The following is a 20106-nucleotide window of genomic DNA, read 5'->3' as shown; positions in this document are numbered from 1 at the left end:
GAGGTGGACTGAAGAAGGGAAGACGGGCTCAGACTTCGCTGTCCGCGGGTCGGTGGGCCTGGTAGAGGGACTGCAGCCGCTCGAGCGCGGCCCTGGCCGCGAGCCGGTCGGCGAGCATCTCGCGCACCAGCGCCGAGGCCGCGGTCTGGAACGGGATGTAGCCCGGGTGGCGCGGCCGCACGATCGCGGCCTCGAGCGTGGCCTGGGTCTGCGCGAAGAAGCCGTTCCAGGCACCGTTGACGCGCTCGTTGCTCCAGGCGCTGCGCGCGCTCGGCTGGCCGTCGGCGAAGGGAATGAAGTCTTCCTGCATCGCCGGACTCATCAGCGCGACGAGGTGGGCGCGCAGCGCATCGCCGACCGTCGCGCGCCGGCTCACCGCGAGGCCGGTGCCGCCGAGCGTCGAGCCGAGGCCGTGCGAACCCGCGGGCACGTCGGCGAAGTGCAGCGGCTGCGCGCCGGCGCCGGCCACCGCGTAGTTGACGTAGCCGTAGACCAGCGGGCAGTACACGGCCTGCGCATCGCGCGACATCGCATCGAGGATGCCGATCGGATTGAGCCCGGCCCAGCCGCGAAAGGCCAGCGCATGCAGTTCCGACAGCAGCTCCCAGGCCGTGGTGGCGCCCTGCCCCGTGAACAGGCGGCCGGGCTCGCTGCCCGTGGGCGCGTCGCCATGCGCGGCCGCCATGCTGAACAGCGAGAGCGCGGCATGCGGGCCGGCCAGCGACAGGCACACCGGCTGGCGCGCGGCCAGCGCGAGCACCTCGGTCCAGCTGCGCGGCAGCGCGCCCTCGAGTCGATCGGTGCGCGCCACCGCCACCTGCGTGGCGGCATCGAGCGGCAGCGCCCAGTGCACGCCGGCATAGCGGTAGCTGTCGAACGAGCGGCCGATGCTCTGCGCGCGCCAGCGCGCGAGATCGTCGGCGGCGAACAGCGATTCGAGCGGCTGCAGGCAGTCGCCGGCCACCGCGTCGCCGATGTGCGGATGGTCGAGCACGATCAGGTCGTAGCGCTCGGCCAGGTCCTCGATCGGATGCGACTCGAAGCCCTCGAGCGGCTGGCGTTCCCAGCGCAGGTCGAGGCCCTCGGCGCGCGCGCGTTCGGCCGCGCGCTCGAGCGCGACGTAGCCGCGCGGATGGTTCCAGGTCAGGCCCTGGATCGGCGCGCCGCTCACAGCGTCTCTTCCCCGATCACCTTGGCCGCGAGCAGGCCGTCGATGCGCTCGGTGCTCCAGCCCAGCTCGCCGAGGATCTCGCGCGTGTGCTGGCCCGCCAGCGGCGCGCCGCGGCGCACGCTCGAGGGCGTGCGCGTGAACTTGATCGGGAAGCCCGGCGTCTTCACCTTGCCTTCGGTCGGATGCTCGTACTCGACGAAGGTGCCGTTGTGGACGATCTGCGGATCGTTCATGACGTCGGCATAGCCGTACACCGGGCCGGCCCAGATGTCGGCCGCGCGGAACACCGCGAGCCACTCGGCGGTGCTGCGGTGGCGCAGCTTCTCGCGCGTGATCGAGAAGATCTCGTCGCGCCGCGCGAAGGTGTCGCGCTCGTCGTCGAAGTCGGCCAGCACCGGCGCGCCGATGGCCTGCGCGAGCGCCGCCATCTTCGGGAAGGCCAGCGCGAGGAAGCCGTCCTGCGTGGCGAACACGCCGTAGGGCGCGCGGATGTAGACGTGGGCATGGGGCTCGGCCGTGCGCTCCTGCGGCTTGCCGGCCACGCTGAACACCGACAGCTCCTGCATCTGCAGCGCGACGATGGCATCGAGCATGTTGACCTGCACCAGCTGGCCCTCGCCGCTGCGCTCGCGGTGCAGCAGCGCGGCGATCACGGCCTCGAAGGCGGTCGAGGCCGTGATGGCGTCGACCAGGTACTGGCCCGCGGGCGACGGCGGCTCGCCGGCGCGGCCGGTGGAGAGCATGGCGCCGCTCATCGCCTGCAGCAGCAGGTCCTGCCCGGGCCAGAGCTTGTAGGGGCCGTCCTCGCCGTAGCCCGACATCGAGACGTAGACCAGCCGCGGGTTGATCTTCGACAGCGTGGCGTAGTCCACGCCCAGGCGCTCGGCCACGCCGGGACGGTAGTTCTGCAGGAACACGTCGGAGCCGCGCACCAGCTCGTAGAGCGCGTCGCGGCCCTCGTCGCTCTTGAGGTCGACCGCGAGGCTGCGCTTGTTGCGGTTGAGCGAGAGGAAGGAGACGTTGATGCGGTTGCCGCGCGCGCCGCCGGCCGAGACGTGGCGCTGCCATTCGCCGGCGACCGGCTCGACCTTGATGACGTCGGCGCCCAGGTCGCCCAGGCGCTGGGCCGCGAAGGGGCCGGCCATGGCGATGGAGCAGTCGAGGACGCGGAAGCCTTCGAGGATGGCGGAGGATTTGTTCATGGAGTGTGTTGGCGATGAGGGGTGGGAGGAATTCAGTGCGCGCGCGGCGCGGCGGCGAGGTTGCGGCCCGTGGCGGCGTCGAACAGCACGGCCTGCGCGGCATCGAAGCCGACCGCGACCGGGTCGCCGTTCGCGAGGTCGGTGTAGCCCGGCACCGTGACCATCAGGTCGGCGCTCGCGGCGCCTTCCTCGTCGTGCAGCGTGCGGGCGTCGGTGAGCGCGACCGCCACCAGCGACTCGGCGCCGACATGCTCGACCAGCGCGATGCGCCCGGCCAGGCCCTGGCCGCCGCGCGCCACCGTCAGCGCATTTGGCCGCAGGCCGAGCACCACGGCGGCGCCGGGCGCGGCCAGGCCGCGCAGGTGCGCGGGCAGCGGCATCGAGGCCTCGCCGCCGAGCGCGAGCGCGCTGCCGTCGGCGTTCACCGTGGCCTGCAGCAGGTTCATCGGCGGCGTGCCGATGAAGCGCGCCACGTAGAGGTTGGCGGGCGCCTCGTAGATCTCGCGCGGGCTGCCGAACTGCTGCACCACGCCGTCCTTGAGCAGCGCGATGCGCGTGCCCATGGTCATCGCCTCGACCTGGTCGTGCGTGACGTAGACGAAGGTGCCGCCCACGCGCTGATGCAGCTTCGAGATCTCGGCGCGCATGGTGGTGCGCAGCTTGGCGTCGAGGTTCGACAGCGGCTCGTCCATCAGGAACACCTGCGGCTCGCGCACCATCGCGCGGCCGAGCGCCACGCGCTGGCGCTGGCCACCCGAGAGCGTGCGCGGGTACTTGTCGAGCCAGTCGGTCAGCGCCAGCGTGCGCGCGGTGCGCTCCACCAGCTGCGAGACGGCCGGCGAGCGCTCGATGCGCCGCTTGGCCATGCCGCCGAGCAGCGGAATGTGGAACCACCAGCGGTGCTGCCGCATGATCAGCGGAAACGCGATGTTGCGCCGCACCGTCATGTGCGGATAGAGCGCATAGGACTGGAACACGAAGGCGATGTCGCGTTCGGTCGGCGGCAGTTCGTCGACGCGGCGCTCGTTGATGTGGATCTCGCCGCCGCTGATGCTCTCGAGCCCGGCGAGCATGCGCAGCAGGGTCGACTTGCCGCAACCGGAGGGGCCGAGCAGCACGAGGAATTCGCCGTCGGGCACGTCGATCGACACGCCCTTGACGACATGCTTGTCGGCGAAGTTCTTGGTGATGTCCTGGAGCTTGATGGAAGCCATGGCTGTGTGTTCGGTTCGATGGTTCGGGGTCAGCCCTTGACGCTGCCGGCCGTCATGCCGGAGACGACGTGGCGCTGCACGATCAGATAGAAGATGACGGCCGGCAGCGTGTACATCACGCCCACCGCCATCACGGCATCGAGCGGCGTGCTGAGCTCGCCGATGAAGCCAGCCAGGCCGACGGAGGCCGTGTGGAGACGCTCCTCGGTGATCAGCGTCTGCGCGAACACGTACTCGTTCCAGCCATGGAAGAAGGAGATCACCGCGGCCGCGGCCAGCGTGGGCGCGATCAGCGGCACCACCACGCCCAGCACGATGCCGATGCGCGAGCAGCCGTCGACGCGCGCGGCCTCCTCGACCTCGATCGGCACGCCGTCGATGGCGCCCTTGAGGATCCAGGTGATCACCGGCACGGTGAAGGCGGTGTTCGCGAGGATCAGGCCGCTCAGGGTGTTGAGCAGCTGCATCTGCGCGAAGATCGCGTACAGCGGCACCACCAGCATCGCCTCGGGCAGCATCTGGGTGGCGAACAGCCCGAAGCCGATCGCGCCCTTGCCGCCGAAGCGGAAGCGCGACAGCGCATAGGCCGGGAACACCGCCAGCGCGATGCTCAGCACCGTGGTGCCGATCGCGACGCAGGCGCTGTTGAAGAGCCAACTCGCCACCGGCTTGATGGCGAACACGCTCGCATACACCGGCAGTTGCCCCAGCGACGGCAGCAGTTGCGGCCGGTCGGCGAACAGCGCCTCGGTCGGCGTGAGCGAGGTCACCAGCATCCAGTAGATGGGGAAGGCCGCGGCGCCCAGCAGCACCAGCACCGCGAGCATGCGCAGCGCCTGTCGGCTCATGGCGGCGTGCATCAGCGCTCTCCCTCGCGTTCGGCGCGCGCGGTGTAACGGAAGTACACCAGCGTCACCGCCAGCGCGATCGCCACGCCCACCATGCCGACGGCCGCGGCCTGGCCCAGGTGGTGGTTGACGAAGGCGCGCCGGTAGAGGTCGATCACCAGCGTGTTGGTGGCCCCCACCGGCCCGCCCTGCGTGAGCAGCCAGATCAGGTCGAAGCGGCGCAGCGACCAGATGGTGGAGAACAGCGCCAGCAGTGCGACCGAGGGCCGGATGGTGGGCCACACCACGGCCTTGAACACGCTGAGCCGGTCGGCGCCGTCCATCACGGCCGCCTCGCGCAACTCGGAAGGCACGCCCTGCAACGCAGCCAGCAGCACCACCGAGGCGAACGGGAAGATCTGCCAGATGGTGGTGATCAGCACCGCGGGCATGGCGTGCTGCATGCTGTCGAGCCAGTTCTCGCTGCCCGCGGCGATGCCGAAGAAGCGCAGCGTGTGGCCGAACACGCCGTACTGGGCGTTGTAGATCCAGATGAAGATCAGCGCCACCGCGACCGGCGGCGCGGCCCACGGGATGGTGACGGCGGCGCGCGCGATGCCGCGGCCGCGGAACGGCGCGTCGAGCAGCAGCGCCGAGGCCAGGCCCAGCCCGATCGCCGAGGCCACGCAGGCCACGGTGTAGAGCAGCGTGGTGAAGATCACGCGGTGGAAGTCGGGATCGTTCCAGAGGTCGGCGTAGTTCTGCAGGCCAACCCATTCGCCCTGCGAAGCCGCGAGCAGCGAGGTCGAGGTGAAGCTCAGCACCAGTTCGCGCAACAGCGGATAGCCCTGGAACACGAGCAGGTAGAGCGTGGCCGGCAGCACCAGCGCATAGGGCGCGAGCGGGTGGCCGTCGAGGCGCGCGCGGCGGCGCGCACCCTCGCGGCGGGCCACCGCGGCGGCGGAGGACAGCGTGGCGTTCATCGTCACGGGATGTGGCGCGGGTTCAGCGCTTGAGCACGCGGCTCAGCACGGTCTGCTGCGCGTCGTTCATCGCCTTGGCGGGATCGACGCCACCCTGCAGCACCTTGATGACCTGCTCGATCACGATCTGCTGAATCTCGGGCGCCTTGACCTCGAGGCCCTGCGGCAGCGCGGGCACGCTGTTGGCGGTCTGCTGGTCATAGACCGAGATCCAGGGCCACTTGGCGACCTCCTCGGCCGAGCGCGGCACGGCGATCGCGACGCTCGAGGCGCCGTGGATCAGCTGCAGCTCGCGCTGCGCCTCGGGCGTCAGCATCCATTGCAGGAAGGCACCGGCGGCGGCCTTGTTCTTGCTGTTGGCATTGATGCTGATCGGCGCCAGGATCATGCCCTGCGCCTTGGTGGGGAACGGCGAAGGCGCGGCACCGAACTCGAAGCCCTTGGCCTGGGTCGCGAGGTTGGCGGCCACGCCGCCGTTGTCGACCTGCATCGCGATCTTGCCCTCGGCGAACATGCGCCGGTAGGTGGCGGCATCGGCGCCCTTGGGGATCGCGCCGGCGTCGTAGACCTTCTTGTAGGCCGCCACGCCCTCGATCACCTTGGCGCTGTTGATGGTCGGGTTGCCCTGCTCGTCGGACCAGCGGCCGCCGAAACCGTAGACGTAGTTGCACAGGTCATACCAGAAGCCGCCGCGCTCGGCCATGGTGGCGCGGTAGGCGTAGCCGTAGTTGCCGGCGGCGGTCGCGGCCTTGGCGGCGGCCAGGAACTCGTCGAAGTTCGAAGGCGGCGTGCCCTTGAGCAGCGCCTTGTTGTAGACCATCGCGTAGTTGCTGACCTCGAACACCACGCCGTAGCGCTTGCCGCCGATCTTCATGTACTTGTCGGGGCCGGTGAGCGGGAAGGCGCCGTCGGCGATCACGTCGTCGATGGGCACGAGGCGCTTGGCATCGACCGCGGCATAGAACTCGGGCAGGTCGAAGCGCACGAGGTCGGGGCCGGCATTGCCGCCCATCTGCGTGAAGACGGTGCTCGCAAACGACGAGAACGGGATCGTGACCGGCTGGATCTCGACCTTGTCCTGGCTCTGGTTGAACTTGCCGATCCAGGCGCGCATCTTCTCGCCGCGGCCGGGCTCGGCGAAGCTCGATGCGGCGAAGGTCACGACCTGCTTGCCGGCGGCCTGCGCCTGGGCGCTGCCCGCGGCGAGCAGCTGCAGGGCCGGAACGATGGCGATCGCGGCGAGGGCCGCGCGGCGGCCGGTGAAAAGGCGTTGCTTCATGTGTGTCTGTCTCCGATGACGGCAGGCCCTGCCGTGGGATTCGAGGCGTCCGGCCGAAGCCGTCGCGCTGTTGTTGGCGAGATTATTAGCGCTAACTGTTAGCGCTAACAAGTACGACTTTAGCGTTGCAGCCCATGGCTGCGATCACGGGATTTCCCTAGCTGGTGGTCGAGAGGTCGAGTGAAAGGGCGGAGCTTCGGCGGCTACTGCATCACCCAGCCGCCATCGACGTTGAGCGTCTGGCCGGTGATGAAGCCGCTGCCCTCGGCCGCGAAGAACAGCATCGCGTTCGCGATGTCGTCGGGCGCGCCGCGGCGCTTGACCGACTGGTGCTCGAGCACGAAGCGCTCGTAGCCCTCGGGGTCGGGATGGATCTTCTCGGCATCGGTCGGGAAGGCGCCCGGCGACACCGCGTTGACCGTGATGCCGTGCGGTCCGAGCTCGCGCGCCATCGCGCGCGTCATGCCCAGCAGCGCGCCCTTGGAAGTGACGTAGGGCAGCAGCAGCGACCAGCCGCCGTACATCGTGATGCTGACGACGTTGACGATGCGGCCGAAGCGCTGGCGCTTCATGTGCGGCAGCGCGGCCTGCACGCAGACCAGCGCCGCGTCGACGTTCACGCCCTGCACGCGGCGATGCTCCTCGATGCTGAACTCCTCGATGCTGCGCGAGGGATAGATGGCGGCGTTGTTGATCAGCACGTCGACGCCGCCCTGGGCCTCGAACAGCGCGGCCAGCTGCGCCGCGAGCGCGCCGAGGTCGGCGAGGTCGCCCTGCACGAAGCGCAGCCGCGCGCGCACCTCGGCGCCCTCGCCCTCCCCGGCCGCGACCAGGCGCTCGCCCTTGGCCGGATCGATGTCCAGCGCCAGCACCTGCGCGCCCGCGCGCGCGAAAGCCCAGCAGATGCTGGTGCCGAGTCCGCCGGCGGCGCCGGTCACCAGCACCTTCTTGCCTGTCATGTCCATGGTCGTGTCGTGTCTTTTGAAGTCGTGGGAGGAAAGGAGGGTCAGGGCAGGTTCTCGCGCACCGCGATGCCGGCGCGCACCGGCTCCACGCCCGCGAGCGCATCGCGGCCCGCGCGCAGGTTGGCGAAGATGCGCACGCAGTTCATCACCTCGGTCTGCGGGTTCTGGTTGATGGCCGCGTCGAGCGTGCCGTCGATCAGCATGGCGCGGGTGTCGGGCGTGATCTCGTGGCCGATGAAGACCACCTTGCGGTCGAGGCCCGCCTCCTTGAGCGCGCGGCCGATGCCTTCGGAGGCGCCGCCGATGTTGTAGAGGGCCACCAGGTCGGCATGCTGGCGCAGCAAGGTGCGCGCCTGGCGGTAGTTCTGCGCCACGTCGTCGTGGCCCTCGCGCAGGCCCACCACGCGCAGCCCCGGGAACTGCTCGGCCAGCACCTGCAGGAAGCCGACCTCGCGCTCCTCGTGGCCGCGGTAGCTGAGGCTGCCCGCGATCAGGCCGACCTTGCCCGACTTGCGGTCGAGCATGCGGCCCATGAGATAGCCCGCGGTGCGGCCGGCCGCATGGTTGTCGATGCCCACATAGGCGGCGCGCCGCGAGCCCGGCAGGTCCGACAGCAGCGTGAGCAGGTGCACGCCCTGGTCGGCCAGCGTGGCGACGGCCTCGCGCACCGCCGGATGCTCGAGCGGCACGAAGGCGATGCCGTCGCATTGCCGGCCATGGCGCAGCAGCCGCGCGGCCAGCACCTCGGCATCGAAGCCCTCGATCTCGACGCGGCGGCAGCGCACGTTGAAGGGCTCGAGCTGCTTCTCGACGATGCCCACGTAGTCGCCGAGCATGCGGATGAACTGGTTGGTGCCGGCCGGCAGCAGGAAGATCAGCTCCATCGGCCTGGGGCGCAGCACCTGGTGCAGGCTCTCGTCGGGCAGGTAGCCCAGCTGCGCGGCCGCGCGCACCACACGCTGCACCGTGGCCGAGCGCACGCCCTTGCGCGCATGCAGCGCGCGGTCGGCCGTGGCCTTCGAAACGCCGGCCACGCGCGCGACGTCGGCCAGGCGCGAGCGGCCGGGGGCCTCGGCGGAGGGCGTCGATGTCTTCGTCTTCATGTCGCCGAGTATTCCGCGCAACGAGACGCCCTGCCGCGATGTCCGCACCGGCTCGCCCATCTTCTTCGCGCCTCAGTCCCAGCGGCCGGTGATGGCCGGGTACTCGTCGGCGGGCTGCGCGCAGATGGCGCGCACGCGCTCCTCGAAGGCCGCGATCTCGCCGCGCCCGTCGAGCACCGAGAAGCGCGTGGTGTAGCGGCGCTCGTCGCCATGCTCGAGCCAGATCAGTTCGCCGCGTTCGCGTGCGAAGGGCTTGCCCAGCACGTGGTTGGTGCTCGGCTCGATGCCCATCGCGTACTGGCCGCGCTGGTAGTTCTGCCACTGGAACTGGCACGGGAACTCGTCGCGGTTGACCTCGACCGCGAGGCCGATGCCACGGCCGCCGTCGAAGCCCTCGTTGACCAGCGCGACCGGGATGCGCCCTTGCGCATCGGCCGCCATCGCATGCTCGTAGACCTGCTCGTGGAAGTCGGCTTGCGGTCCGGGCTGGGTGCGGTAGCCCACCGATTGCTTGCGCAATGCATCGGCATGCGCGGCCCAGGGCGTGTGGCGGATCGGCGCGATGTAGCGGCTGCCCTCGTCGAGCACCGGATGGCCGGCGTTGATGTGGTAGCAGAACATGTGCGGCGTGCGGTAGAAGCCGTGGTTGACCACGCGGTCGTGCAGCGTGAAGCCGTGATCGCCCACGCGCGCCTTGATGCGCCGCACCAGGTGCAGGTCCTCGCCGAACACGGCCGACTGCTGCACCACGCCCTCGCACCAGAGGATGCAGTCGTCGCCCTCCCAGCGCTCGCCGTAGCCGGTGAGCCGCGCGGGAATATTCGCGATGCGGCCGTGCAGGCCGCTGTCGACGCTCTTGCGCGGCGTGTAGTGGTAGTGGCCGGCCGGGTCGCTGTCCATGAACAGCGTGTGGTCGAGGCCGCAGGTCACGAGCAGGCCCGAGAAGGAGCGCAGCCAGCCGAGGCCGCCCTCGTCCGCGTTCTCGTGCAGCCCCGGATGCCGGAAGCCCGTAGGCGATTGCCAGCCGATGGCGGCGCCGCGGTATTCGCAGGCGCCCACGTCCATCGCGCGGTCGACCAGCACCTGGAACGCGAAGCCGGTGCCGGTGCGGAACTCGAGGCAGCGGATGCCGCGTTCCACGCCGTCGCCCAGCGTCACCAGTCGCACGCCCGCGAACTGCGCAAGCGTGCCCGCGTGTTCGCGCAACTCGCGCCGGGTCCAGTGGCGGCCGTGGAGCTGGGTCACGCGCCGGCCTCCAGCAGCTTGTCGTCGAGGAAGCGCTTGGCGCGCGGCACGTCCGATTCGTCGAGGTGCTCGATGATGATCGGGATGTTGGGATGGTGCTGCGCGAGCCGCTTGAGGTAGAGGTCGTAGTTCAGCGCGCCCAGGCCCGGCGCCGGCAGCTCGATCTCGCCCACGCCGCGGAACTGGTGCGCTTCGGAGGCGTCGATGTCGGCGAACTTCTCGCTCTTGTCGTCGCCGGCGGCGCGCTTCACGTCCTTGGCATGCGCGATGCGGACCTTGTCGCCGAGCGCGTCGAACATCTGGTTGAGCACCTGGTCCATCCGGTCGATGTTGTGGGTCTCGAAGTAGTTGGTCGGGTCCATCAGCAGGCCCAGGCCCGGATGGTTGACGTCGGCGAACAGGCGCAGCGTCTCCTCGACCGAACCGATGATGTTGTTCACGTAGGTCTCGACCAGGAACACCGCGCCGTGGTCGTGCGCCTCCTGCGCGAGCTCGCGCACCACCTTCACGCAGTCGGCGTAGGCACGCTCGCTCTTGTTGTCGGGATGCGAGGACCAGTCGCTGTCGGGGTTGACGGTGCCGGTCTCGCTGATCACGTAGGGCGTGCCGCAGTCGCGCGCATGGCGCAGCGTGGCCTTGAGGTAGTCGTTGCGGCGCTTGCGCTCGCCGGCATCGGGGTGAACGATGTTCGTGTACGCCGACATGCAGCTGATCGGCAGGTCGTGGCGGCGGAAGGTGTCGCGCACGCGGTGGCACTTCTCGCGCGTGATGGCCTCGGGCGTGGAGAAGTCGATGTCCTTGAACGCGAGGTCGAGCTGCACGGTGTTGAAGCCCTGCGCCTTGATGCGGCGCGCGGACTCCTCGAGGGCATAGGGGAAGTAGCCGCTGAAGATGCCGACTTGGATCATGGGTTGTCTCCGATGGGTTGTGGGTGGGGATGCGGGGAAAGCGCGCAGCTCAGACGCCGAACTCGGCCAGCGGCACGGCGCGCCGCTCGGCGAGCGAGCGGTAGCCGGCTTCGACCAGCGCCATGGTCTTCACGTTGTCGGCGACGTCGAGCATCGGCGCCTCGCCCTGGGCGAGCGCCCATTGCAGCTGTTCCATCACGCCCGCGAAGGCCTGCGGGAACCAGCGCGTGGACCAGCTCGGTTCGACCCATTGGCCGTCCGTGCCGTGGCGCGAGCTGTAGCGCAGCGTGCTCGGGCTGCCTTCGGGATAGTCGGGCCAGCCGATCGTGCCTTCGGCCACGCCCTCGGTGCCCTCGACGCGCCACTTGATGAAGATGCCGGCATCGAAGCCCTCGCCATGCGGGCCGGTCCAGACGTCCTCCATGCTGAGCGCCATCACGCCGCTGCGAAAGCGCAGGGTCGAGCAGACGATGCCGTCGCTGTGTTCGAAGCCGGTGCGCGGATCGGGCCGCGCGGCGGTGTAGATGTCCTCGGGCTCGCCGAACAGGAAGCGCAGCACGTCGAGGTGATGCACGCTCATGTTGGCCAGCGTGAGGCGGCCGTAGCCGCGCAGGAACTCCTGCCAGTGCGGGATGGCGCGCATCTCGATGGTGGCGAGCACCGGCGTGCCGAGTTCCCCGCGGTCGAGCAGTTGCTTGAGCACGCGCATCGACTGGTCGAAGCGCATGTTCTGGTTCACCGACAGCGGCTTGCCGGCCGCGCGCGCCTCCTCGGCCAGCGCGCGCGCCGTGTCGAGGTCGAGCGCCAGCGGCTTCTGCGCGAGCACCGCCTTCACGTGCGGCTGCGCGAGCGCGAGGCGGATCAGCTCGGGCTGGCGGTCGGGCGGAAAGGCGATATCGACGATCTGAACCTGCGGATCGCGGATCAACGCCTCGGGCGTGTCGTGCACCGTGGGGATATTCCAGCGCTGCGCCACATCGGCTGCCTTGGAACGGGTGCGCGAGGCGATCGCCACCACGGGGAAGCCGGCCTCGCGGTAGGCCGCGAGCTGCACGTCCGCCATGATGAAGCCGGCGCCGATGGCACCGATGCGGAAATCGCGGCAACGGATCGGCGCGTCGGGTTCGAAGCCGCGTGCATCGGCGGCCGGCGCGGCGGTCGCGCTCGTTGGGGTCATGGCTTGTCTCCTGTCCTGGGTCGAATCGAGGCAGTGCTTTGCTGCCTCGCGACCGAGGTTAAGGGACGCGGCGACCCGGACCAATCGACCGGGATGAGGTTTTTTGAGGCGAATCAGCGGGGCATCCCGCGACGCATCAGGAGGCTTCGGCGTCGATGCCGAGCGCGAAGATGCCGGGCATGCCGATGAAGCCGGGAATCGACTTGACGCGTGCGATCCAGCGCCTGAGCGCGGGATAGCGCGTCAATGCGATGCCGCCCTCGGGCGCGAGCGCGATGTAGGGGAAGCAGGCGATGTCGGCGAGCGTGGGCGTGGCGCCGACCAGCCAGCCCTCGCCCGCGGCCTCGCGGTCGCCCAGGTGGTCTTCGATGTGCGCGAACAGCTTGTGCGCGGCCGCGCGGCAGGCCGGTGCGTCGAAGTCATAGCCGAAGGCATCGTGCAGGCGCGCGGCCGAGGCACTGCGCGTGATGTCCTCGGCCACGGTGAGCCACAGCATGACCTGGGCGCGACGCTGCGGATCGGCGGGGAACCAGGTGCCCATGCTGTCGTGGATGCTCGCGAGGTAGACGAGGATGGCCTGCGCGTCGCGCAGCACGAAGCCGTCGTCGTCGATCACCGGCAACTGGCCGAAGGGATTGAGCGCGAGGAATTCGGCCTGCTTGTGTTCGCGTCCGGGATGGAAGTTGACCGGCACGCGCTCATGGGCGATGCCGAGCAGCGCCATGAAGAGCCGCAGCTTGTAGCAGTTGCCGGACATCTGTTCGTTGTAGAGCTTGATCATCGCCAGCCCTCAGAGATCGAGCACCAGCGTCGCCGAACGCGACCGCGAGACGCAAGGCAGCATCTGCATGTGGGACGCCTTCTCGCCCGTGCTCAGGTACTGGTCGCGATGGTCGGGCTGGCCGTCGATGACGGTGCACAGGCAGGTGCCGCAGACGCCCTGTTCGCAGCTGGTGTCGAGGTGGATGTCGATGGCGCGCAGTGCTTCGACGATGGTGGTGTCGCTCGCAACCTGCACGCGGCGGCCGCTGCGCGCGAGTTCGACGGTGAAGGCGGGGCCGCAGGCCTCGACAGGCGTGGTGCGCCGGAAGTATTCGAAGTGCACGCGATCGGCGGGCCAATGGAGTTCTGCCGCGACGCGCTCGATGCACTGCATCAGCGGTGTGGGCCCGCAGGCGAAGGCATGCGCGTCGCCACCGGCTTGCAGTGCCTGCCGTACGTGGTCTTCGGTCTGTTGCGGCGACAGGCCCAGGTGCAGATGCAGGTTCATTCCCAGCAGTGCCTCGAGCTCGGCACGGTACGCGGCATGCTCGGCCGAGCGGCAGAAGTAGTGCAGAGCCAGCCGCTTTCCCCTTGCCACTAGATCGCGCGCCATCGCGAGAATCGGCGTGATGCCGATGCCGCCCGCGATCAGCACCGCGTGTTCGATGCGCGGGTCGAGCCGGAAGTTGTTCTTGGGCAGTCCGATCTCGAGCTGCATGCCGGCCTGCACCGACTCGTGCAAGGCGATGGAACCGCCGCGCGAATCGGCCTCGCGCTTGACGGCGATGGTGTAGCCCTCGTCGTCCTGGCCGCAGACCGAGTACTGGCGGATCTGGCCGTTCGGCAGGTGCACGTCGAGGTGCGAGCCCGCGGTGGCGCTCGGCAACGGTCCGCGGCGCGGCGAGCGCAGCCTGAACTCGACGATGTCCTGCGCCACGGTTCTTTTTCCCGCCACCTCCACGCTGAGCCGCGGCCTTGGCTCGGTGCTCTGCGCTTCGATGCCCCAGCGCAGATGGATGTCGCGCAGCCAGCGGCGAAAGGTGCTCGAGGCCGCATCGGCGCGCGAAGGCACTTCGATGCGCGGATCGAGCGGCAGCTTCTTGTGGACGTGGTTCTCGAGGATCGGCTTGTCCTGCCCGAGGATGTTCTGCTGGAAGGCCATGATTTCGCCACTCGAGCTTTCGACATCGAACAGGCTGATCGCGAAGTGCGCGATGCAGCGCTCTTCGTCGGTGGGCTGGATGAACAGGAAGATGATGTCGGCGAGCTCGGCCGAACGGCCCGCCGGATGCTTGTAGAGCATCGGCGAAAACGGATTGACGACGCGGTAGACGTAGTCGACGTCCGCTCCGCCCTTTGCATCCGCCGAGGCCAGCGGCTGGATGAACTTGCAGTCGCGGGCCCAGAGTTCCTGACGGGCGTCTAGCTCGACCTCGTAGCCGCGCACTTCGGTCGCCTCTTCCGATCCGAGGATGTGGGCATGGACGAAGGGGAAGTGCGCCATGTCGAGGAAGTTCTCCACCACCCGCAGCGGGCCGCTGTGGATGCCGAAGCCGCCCATGTAGAGGAAGCGGCGCGCGGGGTTCGCGAAGGCCGTCAGTTCGAACAGTGGCCTGGGCTCGTCGCCGAGGCACAGCAGGATGAAGCCGCAGTGGTCGGTGGCGTGGCAAGGCCTCGTGGGTTCGGCCTCGAACCAGGCCTCGAGCGCGCCGTCGGGCTGGCGGCGCACTTGCAGGTCGTGGCCCAGCAGGCGCGTGCGCCGGCCCGTGCCGGGCGCGAGGCCCAGGCTGTCGCCGATGGCGAGCCAGTCGGCCGCGATCGCGGGATCGATGGTGTCAGGCATGTTCGGTCTCCCTCGGGGCGCGGGCCTCGGCCGTCCATTGCGCGATGTGCGTCTTGATGCTTTCGATGGCCCGTTGCTTGTCGAGGCTCGATGAACCGCGCGCGACGAGCAGGTGGACGATCGAGGTGTCGGGCAGCAGCGGCTGGATCAGCAGGGCCAACGCGCCTTCCTGCCAGACGCAAGTGCTCTGCCCTTGCAACCAGCCCGCGCGTTCGGCCTGCAGCGCGAAGGTGCCGGCATCGAGGTCGACCGTGAAGCTGCGCGACGGCACGAGGCCCTCGCAGAGGCGCGGCGGATAGCCGGCCGGCATGCGCGCGAGGCTGGCCCAGACGATGCCGTCGCTCTCGCGGCTGAGGTAGGTCCGCGCGCAGGCGGCAGGCGGGCTCGCGTCCTTCGGCGACGAAGGCACCGACACGCAGTGGCCGTCGCGGCCATAGCGCCAGCCGTGGTAGCGGCAGACCAGTTCTTCCCCGACGACGAAGCCGAGGCTGAGTCGCACGCTGCGGTGCGGGCAGCGGTTCTCCCACACCTCCATCGCGCCCGAGGCCGATCGCCACAGGGCCAGTTCATGGCCGAGCAGCGTGGACTGCAGCACCTGTCCCGGCAGCAGGTTGCGCGAGAACTCCACGGGAAACCAGTCGGCGGAGGTCGCCGCTGTGTCTGCGGTCTGGTTCATGGCCGGGCCTCAACGCGGGATCGCGCCCTGGATGCCCTCGACGAACCAGTTCATGCCGGCGATGTCCGAATCGGGCAGCGAGGCACCCGGCGCCGCGCGCTGCTTGCCCGTGTTGTCCTTGAGCGGGCCGGCGAAGACCTTGAGCTTGCCGGCCACGATGTCGGCGCGCGCCTGCTTCGCCATCTGGACCACGTCGGCCGGCACGCCGGGGTTCCAGTCCGCGAGGCTCACGCCGCCATTGGCCAGGGTCGCGGCATAGGCCGTGCCCTTGAACTTGCCGTCGAGCGTGTCCTGCACGGCCTGGCGCAGGTAGGGCGTCCAGTCGTGCGTGAGCGAGGTCAGCAGCTTCTGCGGCGCGGACTTGCGATGGTCGGAGAACATGCCGATCGACCAGACGCCCTTGGCCTCGGCCGCCTGCAGCACGGCGGGGTTGTCCTGGAAGCCGGAGCCGATCACGTCCGCGCCCTGCTGCATCAGCGTGTTGGCGGCATCGCGCTCGCTGCCGGGGTTGAACCACTCGTTGACCCACACCACCGACACCTTGGCGGCGGGATTGCTCTTCTGCGCGCCGAGCGCGAAGGCGTTGATGGTCGAGACCACGTCGGGGATCGGCAGCGCGCCCACGTAGCCGAGCTTGTTCGACTTCGTGACCTTGCCCGCCACCAGGCCGGCCACATAGGCGGCCTCGTACCAGCGCGCGTTGTAGGTGCCGAAGTTGGCGGCCTGCCTGAAGCCGCTGGCGTGGACGAAATTGACCTTGGGGTTCTCGGCGGCCGCCTTCAGGCCGTCGTTCATGTAGCCGAAGCTGCCGAGCACCATCAGCCCCGCCCCGTTGCCGACCAGCTCGCGGATCACGCGCGCGCCGTCGGGGCCGGCCTTCACGTCCTGCACCACCTGGGTCTTGATGCGGTTGCCGAATTCCTTCTCGAGCTGCTTGCGCGCGCTTTCGTGGACGGCCACCCAGCCGACGTCGGAGACGGGGCTTTGATAGACGAAGCCGATCTGGAGCGGCTCGGCCGCGAACGTGGGTGCGGCGCAGAAGAAGGCCGCGAAGGCTGCGACAGCCGGGCGAAATTCGATCATGGGGCGTTGTCCTCGAGGGTGGTTGGGGCAGTCTGAATTCTGAATCAGTACTCTATATCGGTATACCGATTCAGTCTAATTACAATCCCGGACCATGTCTACCAAGAACGAAGAGATCAGCGACAGCATCCGGGAGGCCGTCGCTGCCCACCGCCTGCTGCCGGGCACGCAGCTGCGCGAAGTGAGCCTGGGCAAGCTCTACGGCGTGAGTCGCACGGTGGTGCGACAGGCGCTCCAGAGCCTGGCGCGCGAGGGGCTGGTGGACCTCACGCCGGGCAAGATCGCTTCGGTGGCCAAGCCCACGCCGAAGGAAGCGCGCGACACCTTCGATCTGCGCTGGGCGATCGAGCGCCACTCACTGGAGAAGCTGTCGCAGGCCCATAGCAAGAAGGACCTGGCGGCGCTGCGCGCGCACGTCAAGCAGGAGCGCGCGGCGCGCGTGGGCAACGACATGGAAGAGGTGCGCCGGCTCGGCGCGGGATTCCACGTGCTGCTCGCGCGGCTCGCGGGCAACGACCTGCTCGCGCAGACGCTCGATCAACTGGTCGGGCGGATCGCGCTGATCCTGCTGCTCTACCAGCACGAATACGACAAGCACACCGAATGCCTGCAGGACGAGCATGCGCAATTGATCGCCCTGATCGAAAGCGGATCGACCGAGGAAGCGCTGGCGCTGCTGCGCAGCCACCTCCACACCGTGGAAGTCAGCCTGGGTGCGGACGCGCCCGACGACGAGGAAGCGGACCCGCATCTGAGCCGGGCCTTGCGTCGGCGCTGAGCTCAGCGCCGGGCCGGCACCGGCTCAGGCGCCGGCCTTGGGCGCGCCGGGGCGCAGCACGCGCGCGACCGACGACCGGATCGCCCGATGCCAGGGCGCGCGGCTTGTGGCGGCCTCTTGCTTGGGAGGGACGTTCCCGCGCTGGCTCAGCGGCGCGGGCGCGGTGTCCGCCCCCGAATCCGGAAAAAACTGTGCGAGCCATTCGCACTCGGCACGTGCCATGAACTTGTCCATGCCTGATCCTCGGCTGTAACACTATTGAAATCATTTTAATAAGAATGATTCTTATTGGCACGGTTTCACACAAGCTTTACGTGGACTCGAGGACCGGATCGGGCGGCACAAAGAAAAGCGCCCGGCACGAGGCCGGGCGCGAAGCCTAAGTTGCTGTCACACACTAGGCGCCCAGCCGAGGGAGGAACGGCCGGACACAAGGATGTTCGAGCCTGAAACAGTCATCTCACGTCAGACGACACCGACATTTCTATGGGAGGGCGGGCTTTTCGGCATCCCATATGAATAATTCTGAGCAATTCTTCACGATTTTTGCAATGGCCTACACGCGCTGCCTCCCAAAGGCTGACGCGTCTCTTACGGCTTCGCATCGAACATGGCGTCGCTGTCACGCACCAGGGTGCCAAGAAGAGCAAGAAGAACCTCCCTCTGGGCCCGCAAGGGATACACCCGCTTCGGCGGGTGTTTTTTTGCGCGTTTCATTGGTGCGCTTCAGTCCTCGAAGTAGTCCGGGTACCGCGCCGAGATGCCCTCGATGAACCCTTCGATCAGCCGGATGTGCGCCTGCAGTTCCCTCACCAGCACCTCGGTATCGGCCGCCACCAGCGCCGCGGCGATGCGCTCGTGCTGCTCGGCGGCCTTGATGTTGCTCTGCAGTTCGGGAATCGCCATGCGGCGCACGCGCTCCATGTGAGCGCGGGCCTGGCGCACCGGCTCCCAGGCACGCGGATGGCCCGACAGGTCGATCAGCCCGCGGTGCAGGTCCTCGTCCTTGTTCAGTCCCTCCTCGATGTCGCCGCGGTCGACCGCCGCGCGCTGGCGCAGCATCAGCCGGTGCAGCGCCTCGCGCTCCTCGAGCGGCGCCTTCACGGCCAGGCGCGCAGCCGCGCATTCGATCGACTCGCGGATGAACAGCGCGTCCATCAGCTCGCGCCGGCTCATTTTCGAGACCACGGTGCCCACCTGCGGCACCACCTTGAGAAAGCCTTCGGCGGCCAGCCGGCGGAACGATTCGCGCACCGGCGTGCGGCTCACCTCGAGCTGGTTCGCCATCTCGATCTCCGAGATCGCGCGGCCCGGCGCCAGCGTGGCATTGACGATGGCGGTGCGCAGCAGTTCGTAGACCTGCTGGCTGGTGCTTTCGCGCGGCGGCATCTTCAGCGCGGGCTTCAGCAAAGGCGCATTCATCTTGTTCGGAAAGTGGGATCGCGGCCGATTATGGGCCGGCCGATCGCGAAAGAACTTGATTTGGCTCAACTGGTATACTAGTATCCCAGAACGCCACGAAGAAGGCGTCATGAGCGACAACCTCGGAAACCGGAGACAAGAAATGAAGCTATCCCTGCGGGCCGCGCATCTGCTGCGGGCCATGGTGGCGGGTGCGGGCATGGCCGCGGCCATGTCGGCGCATGCCGATGTCACGATCACCTATTCGGACTGGCAGCTCGCGCAGGACGTCTGGGGCAAGTCGCTCAACGGCGTGATCGACGCCTTCGAGAAGGCCAACCCCGGCATCAAGGTCAAGCGCGAGCCGGTTCCGCTGGCGCAGCGCGACGTGAAGTACAGCACCGCGATCCGCGCGGGCGAAGGCCCCGATGTGTTCGCGCTCGACGCCAACCCGGTGCGCCAGTACATCGCCGAGGGCTGGGTGCGCGATCTCACGCCCTACATCCAGAAGGAAGGCGGCAACTTCCTGGCCGACTTCTATCCGAACTCGCTGCTGCCGGTCACCGTCACCGGCAAGACCTGGGGCATCCCGATGAACACCGTCGCGATGACCCTGGTCTACAACAAGAAGCTGTTCGCCGAGGCCGGCGTGGCCGGGCCGCCCAAGACCTGGGACGAGTTTCGCGCCGCCGCGAAGAAGCTCACGCGCTCATCGACCGGCGGCTCGGCGATCGACCGCTGGGGCTTCTCGGTGGTGCTCGCGCCGGCCGGCTTCGACCTGCGCGTGTCGTCGATCCTGCGCGGCTTCGGCGCCGACTTCATCACGCCCGACGGCCAGCATTCGGCGCTCGACACGCCCGAGGCCAAGGCGGCCTTCAACTTCATCGTCGACCTGATCCTGGTCGACAAGTCGGTGCCGCCCGGCGCCGCGCAGGTCGACGCCAACGGCTCGCGCCGGCTGCTGGCCAATCGCACCGTGGCGATGAAGATCGGCACCACCTGGAGCTACCCCGAGGTCAGCGCGATGAACCCGCAGCTCGACGGCTGGAACGTGCTGGCGATGGCGCCGATGCCGCAGCCGGCCGGCAGCAGCAAGCAGGTGCGCACCACGCTGTTCCAGAAGTCGATCTTCGTCGGCAAGAACAGCAAGCATCCCGAGGAAGCCTGGAAGCTCGCGAAGTACCTGACCGACAGCGCGAGCATGAAGAAATGGTTCGACGACAACAACATGCTGTCGTCGCGCAAGAGCGTGAACGAGGGCTACGACAAGATCGCCAACAGCGAATCGGCGCGCATCGTCGCGGCCGAGATCGCGCACGGCGCCTTCCTGCCGCAGACGCCGAAGTGGCCGCAGGCGCTGGAGATCTTCCGCCAGAACCTGCAGGCCGCGGTGGCGGGCTCGAAGCCGCGCGAGCAGGCGCTGGCCGACGCCCACCAGCAGATCGAAGCGCTGCTCAAGCAGTAAGCCCCCGGGCGTTCAAGCGAAGGA

19 protein-coding genes are annotated in these 20106 nt (G+C 68.8%); 2 read left to right on the top strand and 17 right to left on the bottom strand.

What is annotated here, in order from left to right; genetic code table 11:
* Nucleotides 1-28 precede the first annotated feature (28 nt).
* The 15 genes from BM109_RS19370 to BM109_RS19300 all read right to left on the bottom strand — a co-directional run bounded on the left by BM109_RS19370 (nucleotide 29) and on the right by BM109_RS19300 (nucleotide 16438).
* The gene (locus tag BM109_RS19370) at nucleotides 29-1171 is read right to left on the bottom strand and encodes an extracellular solute-binding protein (protein WP_093345700.1); all 1143 of its coding nucleotides are present in this window, start codon (nucleotides 1169-1171) and stop codon (nucleotides 29-31) included.
* Nucleotides 1168-2373, bottom strand: a complete 1206-nt coding sequence (locus BM109_RS19365) for a CaiB/BaiF CoA transferase family protein (RefSeq protein WP_093345697.1) — start codon at nucleotides 2371-2373, stop codon at nucleotides 1168-1170. Before BM109_RS19365 ends, BM109_RS19370 begins: the two co-directional genes overlap by 4 nt.
* A 32-nt stretch (nucleotides 2374-2405) precedes the next feature.
* On the bottom strand, nucleotides 2406-3587 hold the full coding sequence (locus BM109_RS19360; RefSeq protein ID WP_093345694.1) for an ABC transporter ATP-binding protein: 1182 nt from the start codon (nucleotides 3585-3587) through the stop codon (nucleotides 2406-2408).
* A 29-nt stretch (nucleotides 3588-3616) separates the two neighbouring features.
* A complete protein-coding gene (locus BM109_RS19355) occupies nucleotides 3617-4447 on the bottom strand; it encodes a carbohydrate ABC transporter permease (protein ID WP_256222662.1) in 831 nt (276 codons plus the stop codon).
* Nucleotides 4447-5397: a carbohydrate ABC transporter permease gene (locus tag BM109_RS19350; protein ID WP_093345691.1), complete on the bottom strand. Its 951-nt coding sequence runs from the start codon at nucleotides 5395-5397 to the stop codon at nucleotides 4447-4449. The genes BM109_RS19355 and BM109_RS19350 overlap by 1 nt, the downstream gene beginning before the upstream one ends.
* Before the next feature lie 22 nt (nucleotides 5398-5419).
* Nucleotides 5420-6676 (bottom strand): ABC transporter substrate-binding protein, encoded by a 1257-nt coding sequence (locus tag BM109_RS19345; protein WP_057590043.1) that lies wholly within the window; start codon nucleotides 6674-6676, stop codon nucleotides 5420-5422.
* 203 nt (nucleotides 6677-6879) lie between these two features.
* On the bottom strand, nucleotides 6880-7641 hold the full coding sequence (locus tag BM109_RS19340) for an SDR family NAD(P)-dependent oxidoreductase (protein ID WP_218159387.1): 762 nt from the start codon (nucleotides 7639-7641) through the stop codon (nucleotides 6880-6882).
* A 41-nt stretch (nucleotides 7642-7682) separates the two neighbouring features.
* Nucleotides 7683-8744, bottom strand: a complete 1062-nt coding sequence (locus BM109_RS19335; protein ID WP_093345689.1) for a LacI family DNA-binding transcriptional regulator — start codon at nucleotides 8742-8744, stop codon at nucleotides 7683-7685.
* A 72-nt stretch (nucleotides 8745-8816) separates the two neighbouring features.
* Nucleotides 8817-9989 carry an aldose 1-epimerase family protein gene (locus BM109_RS19330; protein WP_093345686.1) on the bottom strand — a complete coding sequence of 391 codons (1173 nt, stop codon included), beginning with the start codon at nucleotides 9987-9989 and terminating at the stop codon, nucleotides 8817-8819.
* Entirely contained in the window at nucleotides 9986-10897 is a 912-nt protein-coding gene (locus tag BM109_RS19325; RefSeq protein WP_093345684.1) for a sugar phosphate isomerase/epimerase family protein, read from the bottom strand. The genes BM109_RS19330 and BM109_RS19325 overlap by 4 nt, the downstream gene beginning before the upstream one ends.
* Before the next feature lie 49 nt (nucleotides 10898-10946).
* A complete protein-coding gene (locus BM109_RS19320; protein ID WP_093345681.1) occupies nucleotides 10947-12074 on the bottom strand; it encodes a Gfo/Idh/MocA family protein in 1128 nt (375 codons plus the stop codon).
* A 136-nt stretch (nucleotides 12075-12210) separates the two neighbouring features.
* Nucleotides 12211-12855: a glutathione S-transferase family protein gene (locus tag BM109_RS19315; protein ID WP_093345680.1), complete on the bottom strand. Its 645-nt coding sequence runs from the start codon at nucleotides 12853-12855 to the stop codon at nucleotides 12211-12213.
* A gap of 9 nt (nucleotides 12856-12864) precedes the next feature.
* Nucleotides 12865-14679: a 2Fe-2S iron-sulfur cluster-binding protein gene (locus BM109_RS19310; RefSeq protein ID WP_093345677.1), complete on the bottom strand. Its 1815-nt coding sequence runs from the start codon at nucleotides 14677-14679 to the stop codon at nucleotides 12865-12867.
* Nucleotides 14672-15355 (bottom strand): Rieske (2Fe-2S) protein, encoded by a 684-nt coding sequence (locus BM109_RS19305; RefSeq protein ID WP_093345675.1) that lies wholly within the window; start codon nucleotides 15353-15355, stop codon nucleotides 14672-14674. Before BM109_RS19305 ends, BM109_RS19310 begins: the two co-directional genes overlap by 8 nt.
* A 9-nt stretch (nucleotides 15356-15364) precedes the next feature.
* Entirely contained in the window at nucleotides 15365-16438 is a 1074-nt protein-coding gene (locus tag BM109_RS19300; protein WP_093345672.1) for a BMP family ABC transporter substrate-binding protein, read from the bottom strand.
* A 94-nt stretch (nucleotides 16439-16532) separates the two neighbouring features.
* Between BM109_RS19300 and BM109_RS19295 the strand changes: the two genes are divergently transcribed.
* Nucleotides 16533-17216 (top strand): GntR family transcriptional regulator, encoded by a 684-nt coding sequence (locus BM109_RS19295; RefSeq protein WP_093345670.1) that lies wholly within the window; start codon nucleotides 16533-16535, stop codon nucleotides 17214-17216.
* Nucleotides 17217-17240: 24 nt separating this feature from the next.
* On the opposite strand, the gene BM109_RS19290 is transcribed toward BM109_RS19295, so the two are convergent.
* Both BM109_RS19290 and BM109_RS40770 read right to left on the bottom strand, forming a co-directional pair.
* A complete protein-coding gene (locus BM109_RS19290) occupies nucleotides 17241-17450 on the bottom strand; it encodes a hypothetical protein (RefSeq protein WP_093345667.1) in 210 nt (69 codons plus the stop codon).
* Nucleotides 17451-17942: 492 nt separating this feature from the next.
* The gene (locus tag BM109_RS40770; protein WP_177239390.1) at nucleotides 17943-18638 is read right to left on the bottom strand and encodes a GntR family transcriptional regulator; all 696 of its coding nucleotides are present in this window, start codon (nucleotides 18636-18638) and stop codon (nucleotides 17943-17945) included.
* Nucleotides 18639-18780: 142 nt separating this feature from the next.
* Between BM109_RS40770 and BM109_RS19280 the strand changes: the two genes are divergently transcribed.
* Nucleotides 18781-20082 (top strand): ABC transporter substrate-binding protein, encoded by a 1302-nt coding sequence (locus BM109_RS19280; RefSeq protein ID WP_177239389.1) that lies wholly within the window; start codon nucleotides 18781-18783, stop codon nucleotides 20080-20082.
* Nucleotides 20083-20106: the final 24 nt, after the last annotated feature.

Source organism: Variovorax sp. PDC80 (assembly GCF_900115375.1).
In the GTDB taxonomy this organism is placed as follows: domain Bacteria; phylum Pseudomonadota; class Gammaproteobacteria; order Burkholderiales; family Burkholderiaceae_C; genus Variovorax.
This window is presented reverse-complemented; position numbering and strand designations above follow the sequence as displayed.

Bases quoted from the DNA above. Each gene is read 5' to 3' on its own strand.
- BM109_RS19365 (WP_093345697.1), bottom strand. From the start codon at position 2,373: ATGAACAAATCCTCCGCCATCCTCGAAGGCTTCCGCGTCCTCGACTGC.
- BM109_RS19360 (WP_093345694.1), bottom strand. From the start codon at position 3,587: ATGGCTTCCATCAAGCTCCAGGACATCACCAAGAACTTCGCCGACAAG.
- BM109_RS19355 (WP_256222662.1), bottom strand. From the start codon at position 4,447: ATGCACGCCGCCATGAGCCGACAGGCGCTGCGCATGCTCGCGGTGCTG.
- BM109_RS19350 (WP_093345691.1), bottom strand. From the start codon at position 5,397: ATGAACGCCACGCTGTCCTCCGCCGCCGCGGTGGCCCGCCGCGAGGGT.
- BM109_RS19345 (WP_057590043.1), bottom strand. From the start codon at position 6,676: ATGAAGCAACGCCTTTTCACCGGCCGCCGCGCGGCCCTCGCCGCGATC.
- BM109_RS19340 (WP_218159387.1), bottom strand. From the start codon at position 7,641: ATGGACATGACAGGCAAGAAGGTGCTGGTGACCGGCGCCGCCGGCGGA.
- BM109_RS19335 (WP_093345689.1), bottom strand. From the start codon at position 8,744: ATGAAGACGAAGACATCGACGCCCTCCGCCGAGGCCCCCGGCCGCTCG.
- BM109_RS19325 (WP_093345684.1), bottom strand. From the start codon at position 10,897: ATGATCCAAGTCGGCATCTTCAGCGGCTACTTCCCCTATGCCCTCGAG.
- BM109_RS19320 (WP_093345681.1), bottom strand. From the start codon at position 12,074: ATGACCCCAACGAGCGCGACCGCCGCGCCGGCCGCCGATGCACGCGGC.
- BM109_RS19315 (WP_093345680.1), bottom strand. From the start codon at position 12,855: ATGATCAAGCTCTACAACGAACAGATGTCCGGCAACTGCTACAAGCTG.
- BM109_RS19310 (WP_093345677.1), bottom strand. From the start codon at position 14,679: ATGCCTGACACCATCGATCCCGCGATCGCGGCCGACTGGCTCGCCATC.
- BM109_RS19305 (WP_093345675.1), bottom strand. From the start codon at position 15,355: ATGAACCAGACCGCAGACACAGCGGCGACCTCCGCCGACTGGTTTCCC.
- BM109_RS19300 (WP_093345672.1), bottom strand. From the start codon at position 16,438: ATGATCGAATTTCGCCCGGCTGTCGCAGCCTTCGCGGCCTTCTTCTGC.
- BM109_RS19295 (WP_093345670.1), top strand. From the start codon at position 16,533: ATGTCTACCAAGAACGAAGAGATCAGCGACAGCATCCGGGAGGCCGTC.
- BM109_RS19290 (WP_093345667.1), bottom strand. From the start codon at position 17,450: ATGGACAAGTTCATGGCACGTGCCGAGTGCGAATGGCTCGCACAGTTT.
- BM109_RS40770 (WP_177239390.1), bottom strand. From the start codon at position 18,638: ATGAATGCGCCTTTGCTGAAGCCCGCGCTGAAGATGCCGCCGCGCGAA.
- BM109_RS19280 (WP_177239389.1), top strand. From the start codon at position 18,781: ATGAAGCTATCCCTGCGGGCCGCGCATCTGCTGCGGGCCATGGTGGCG.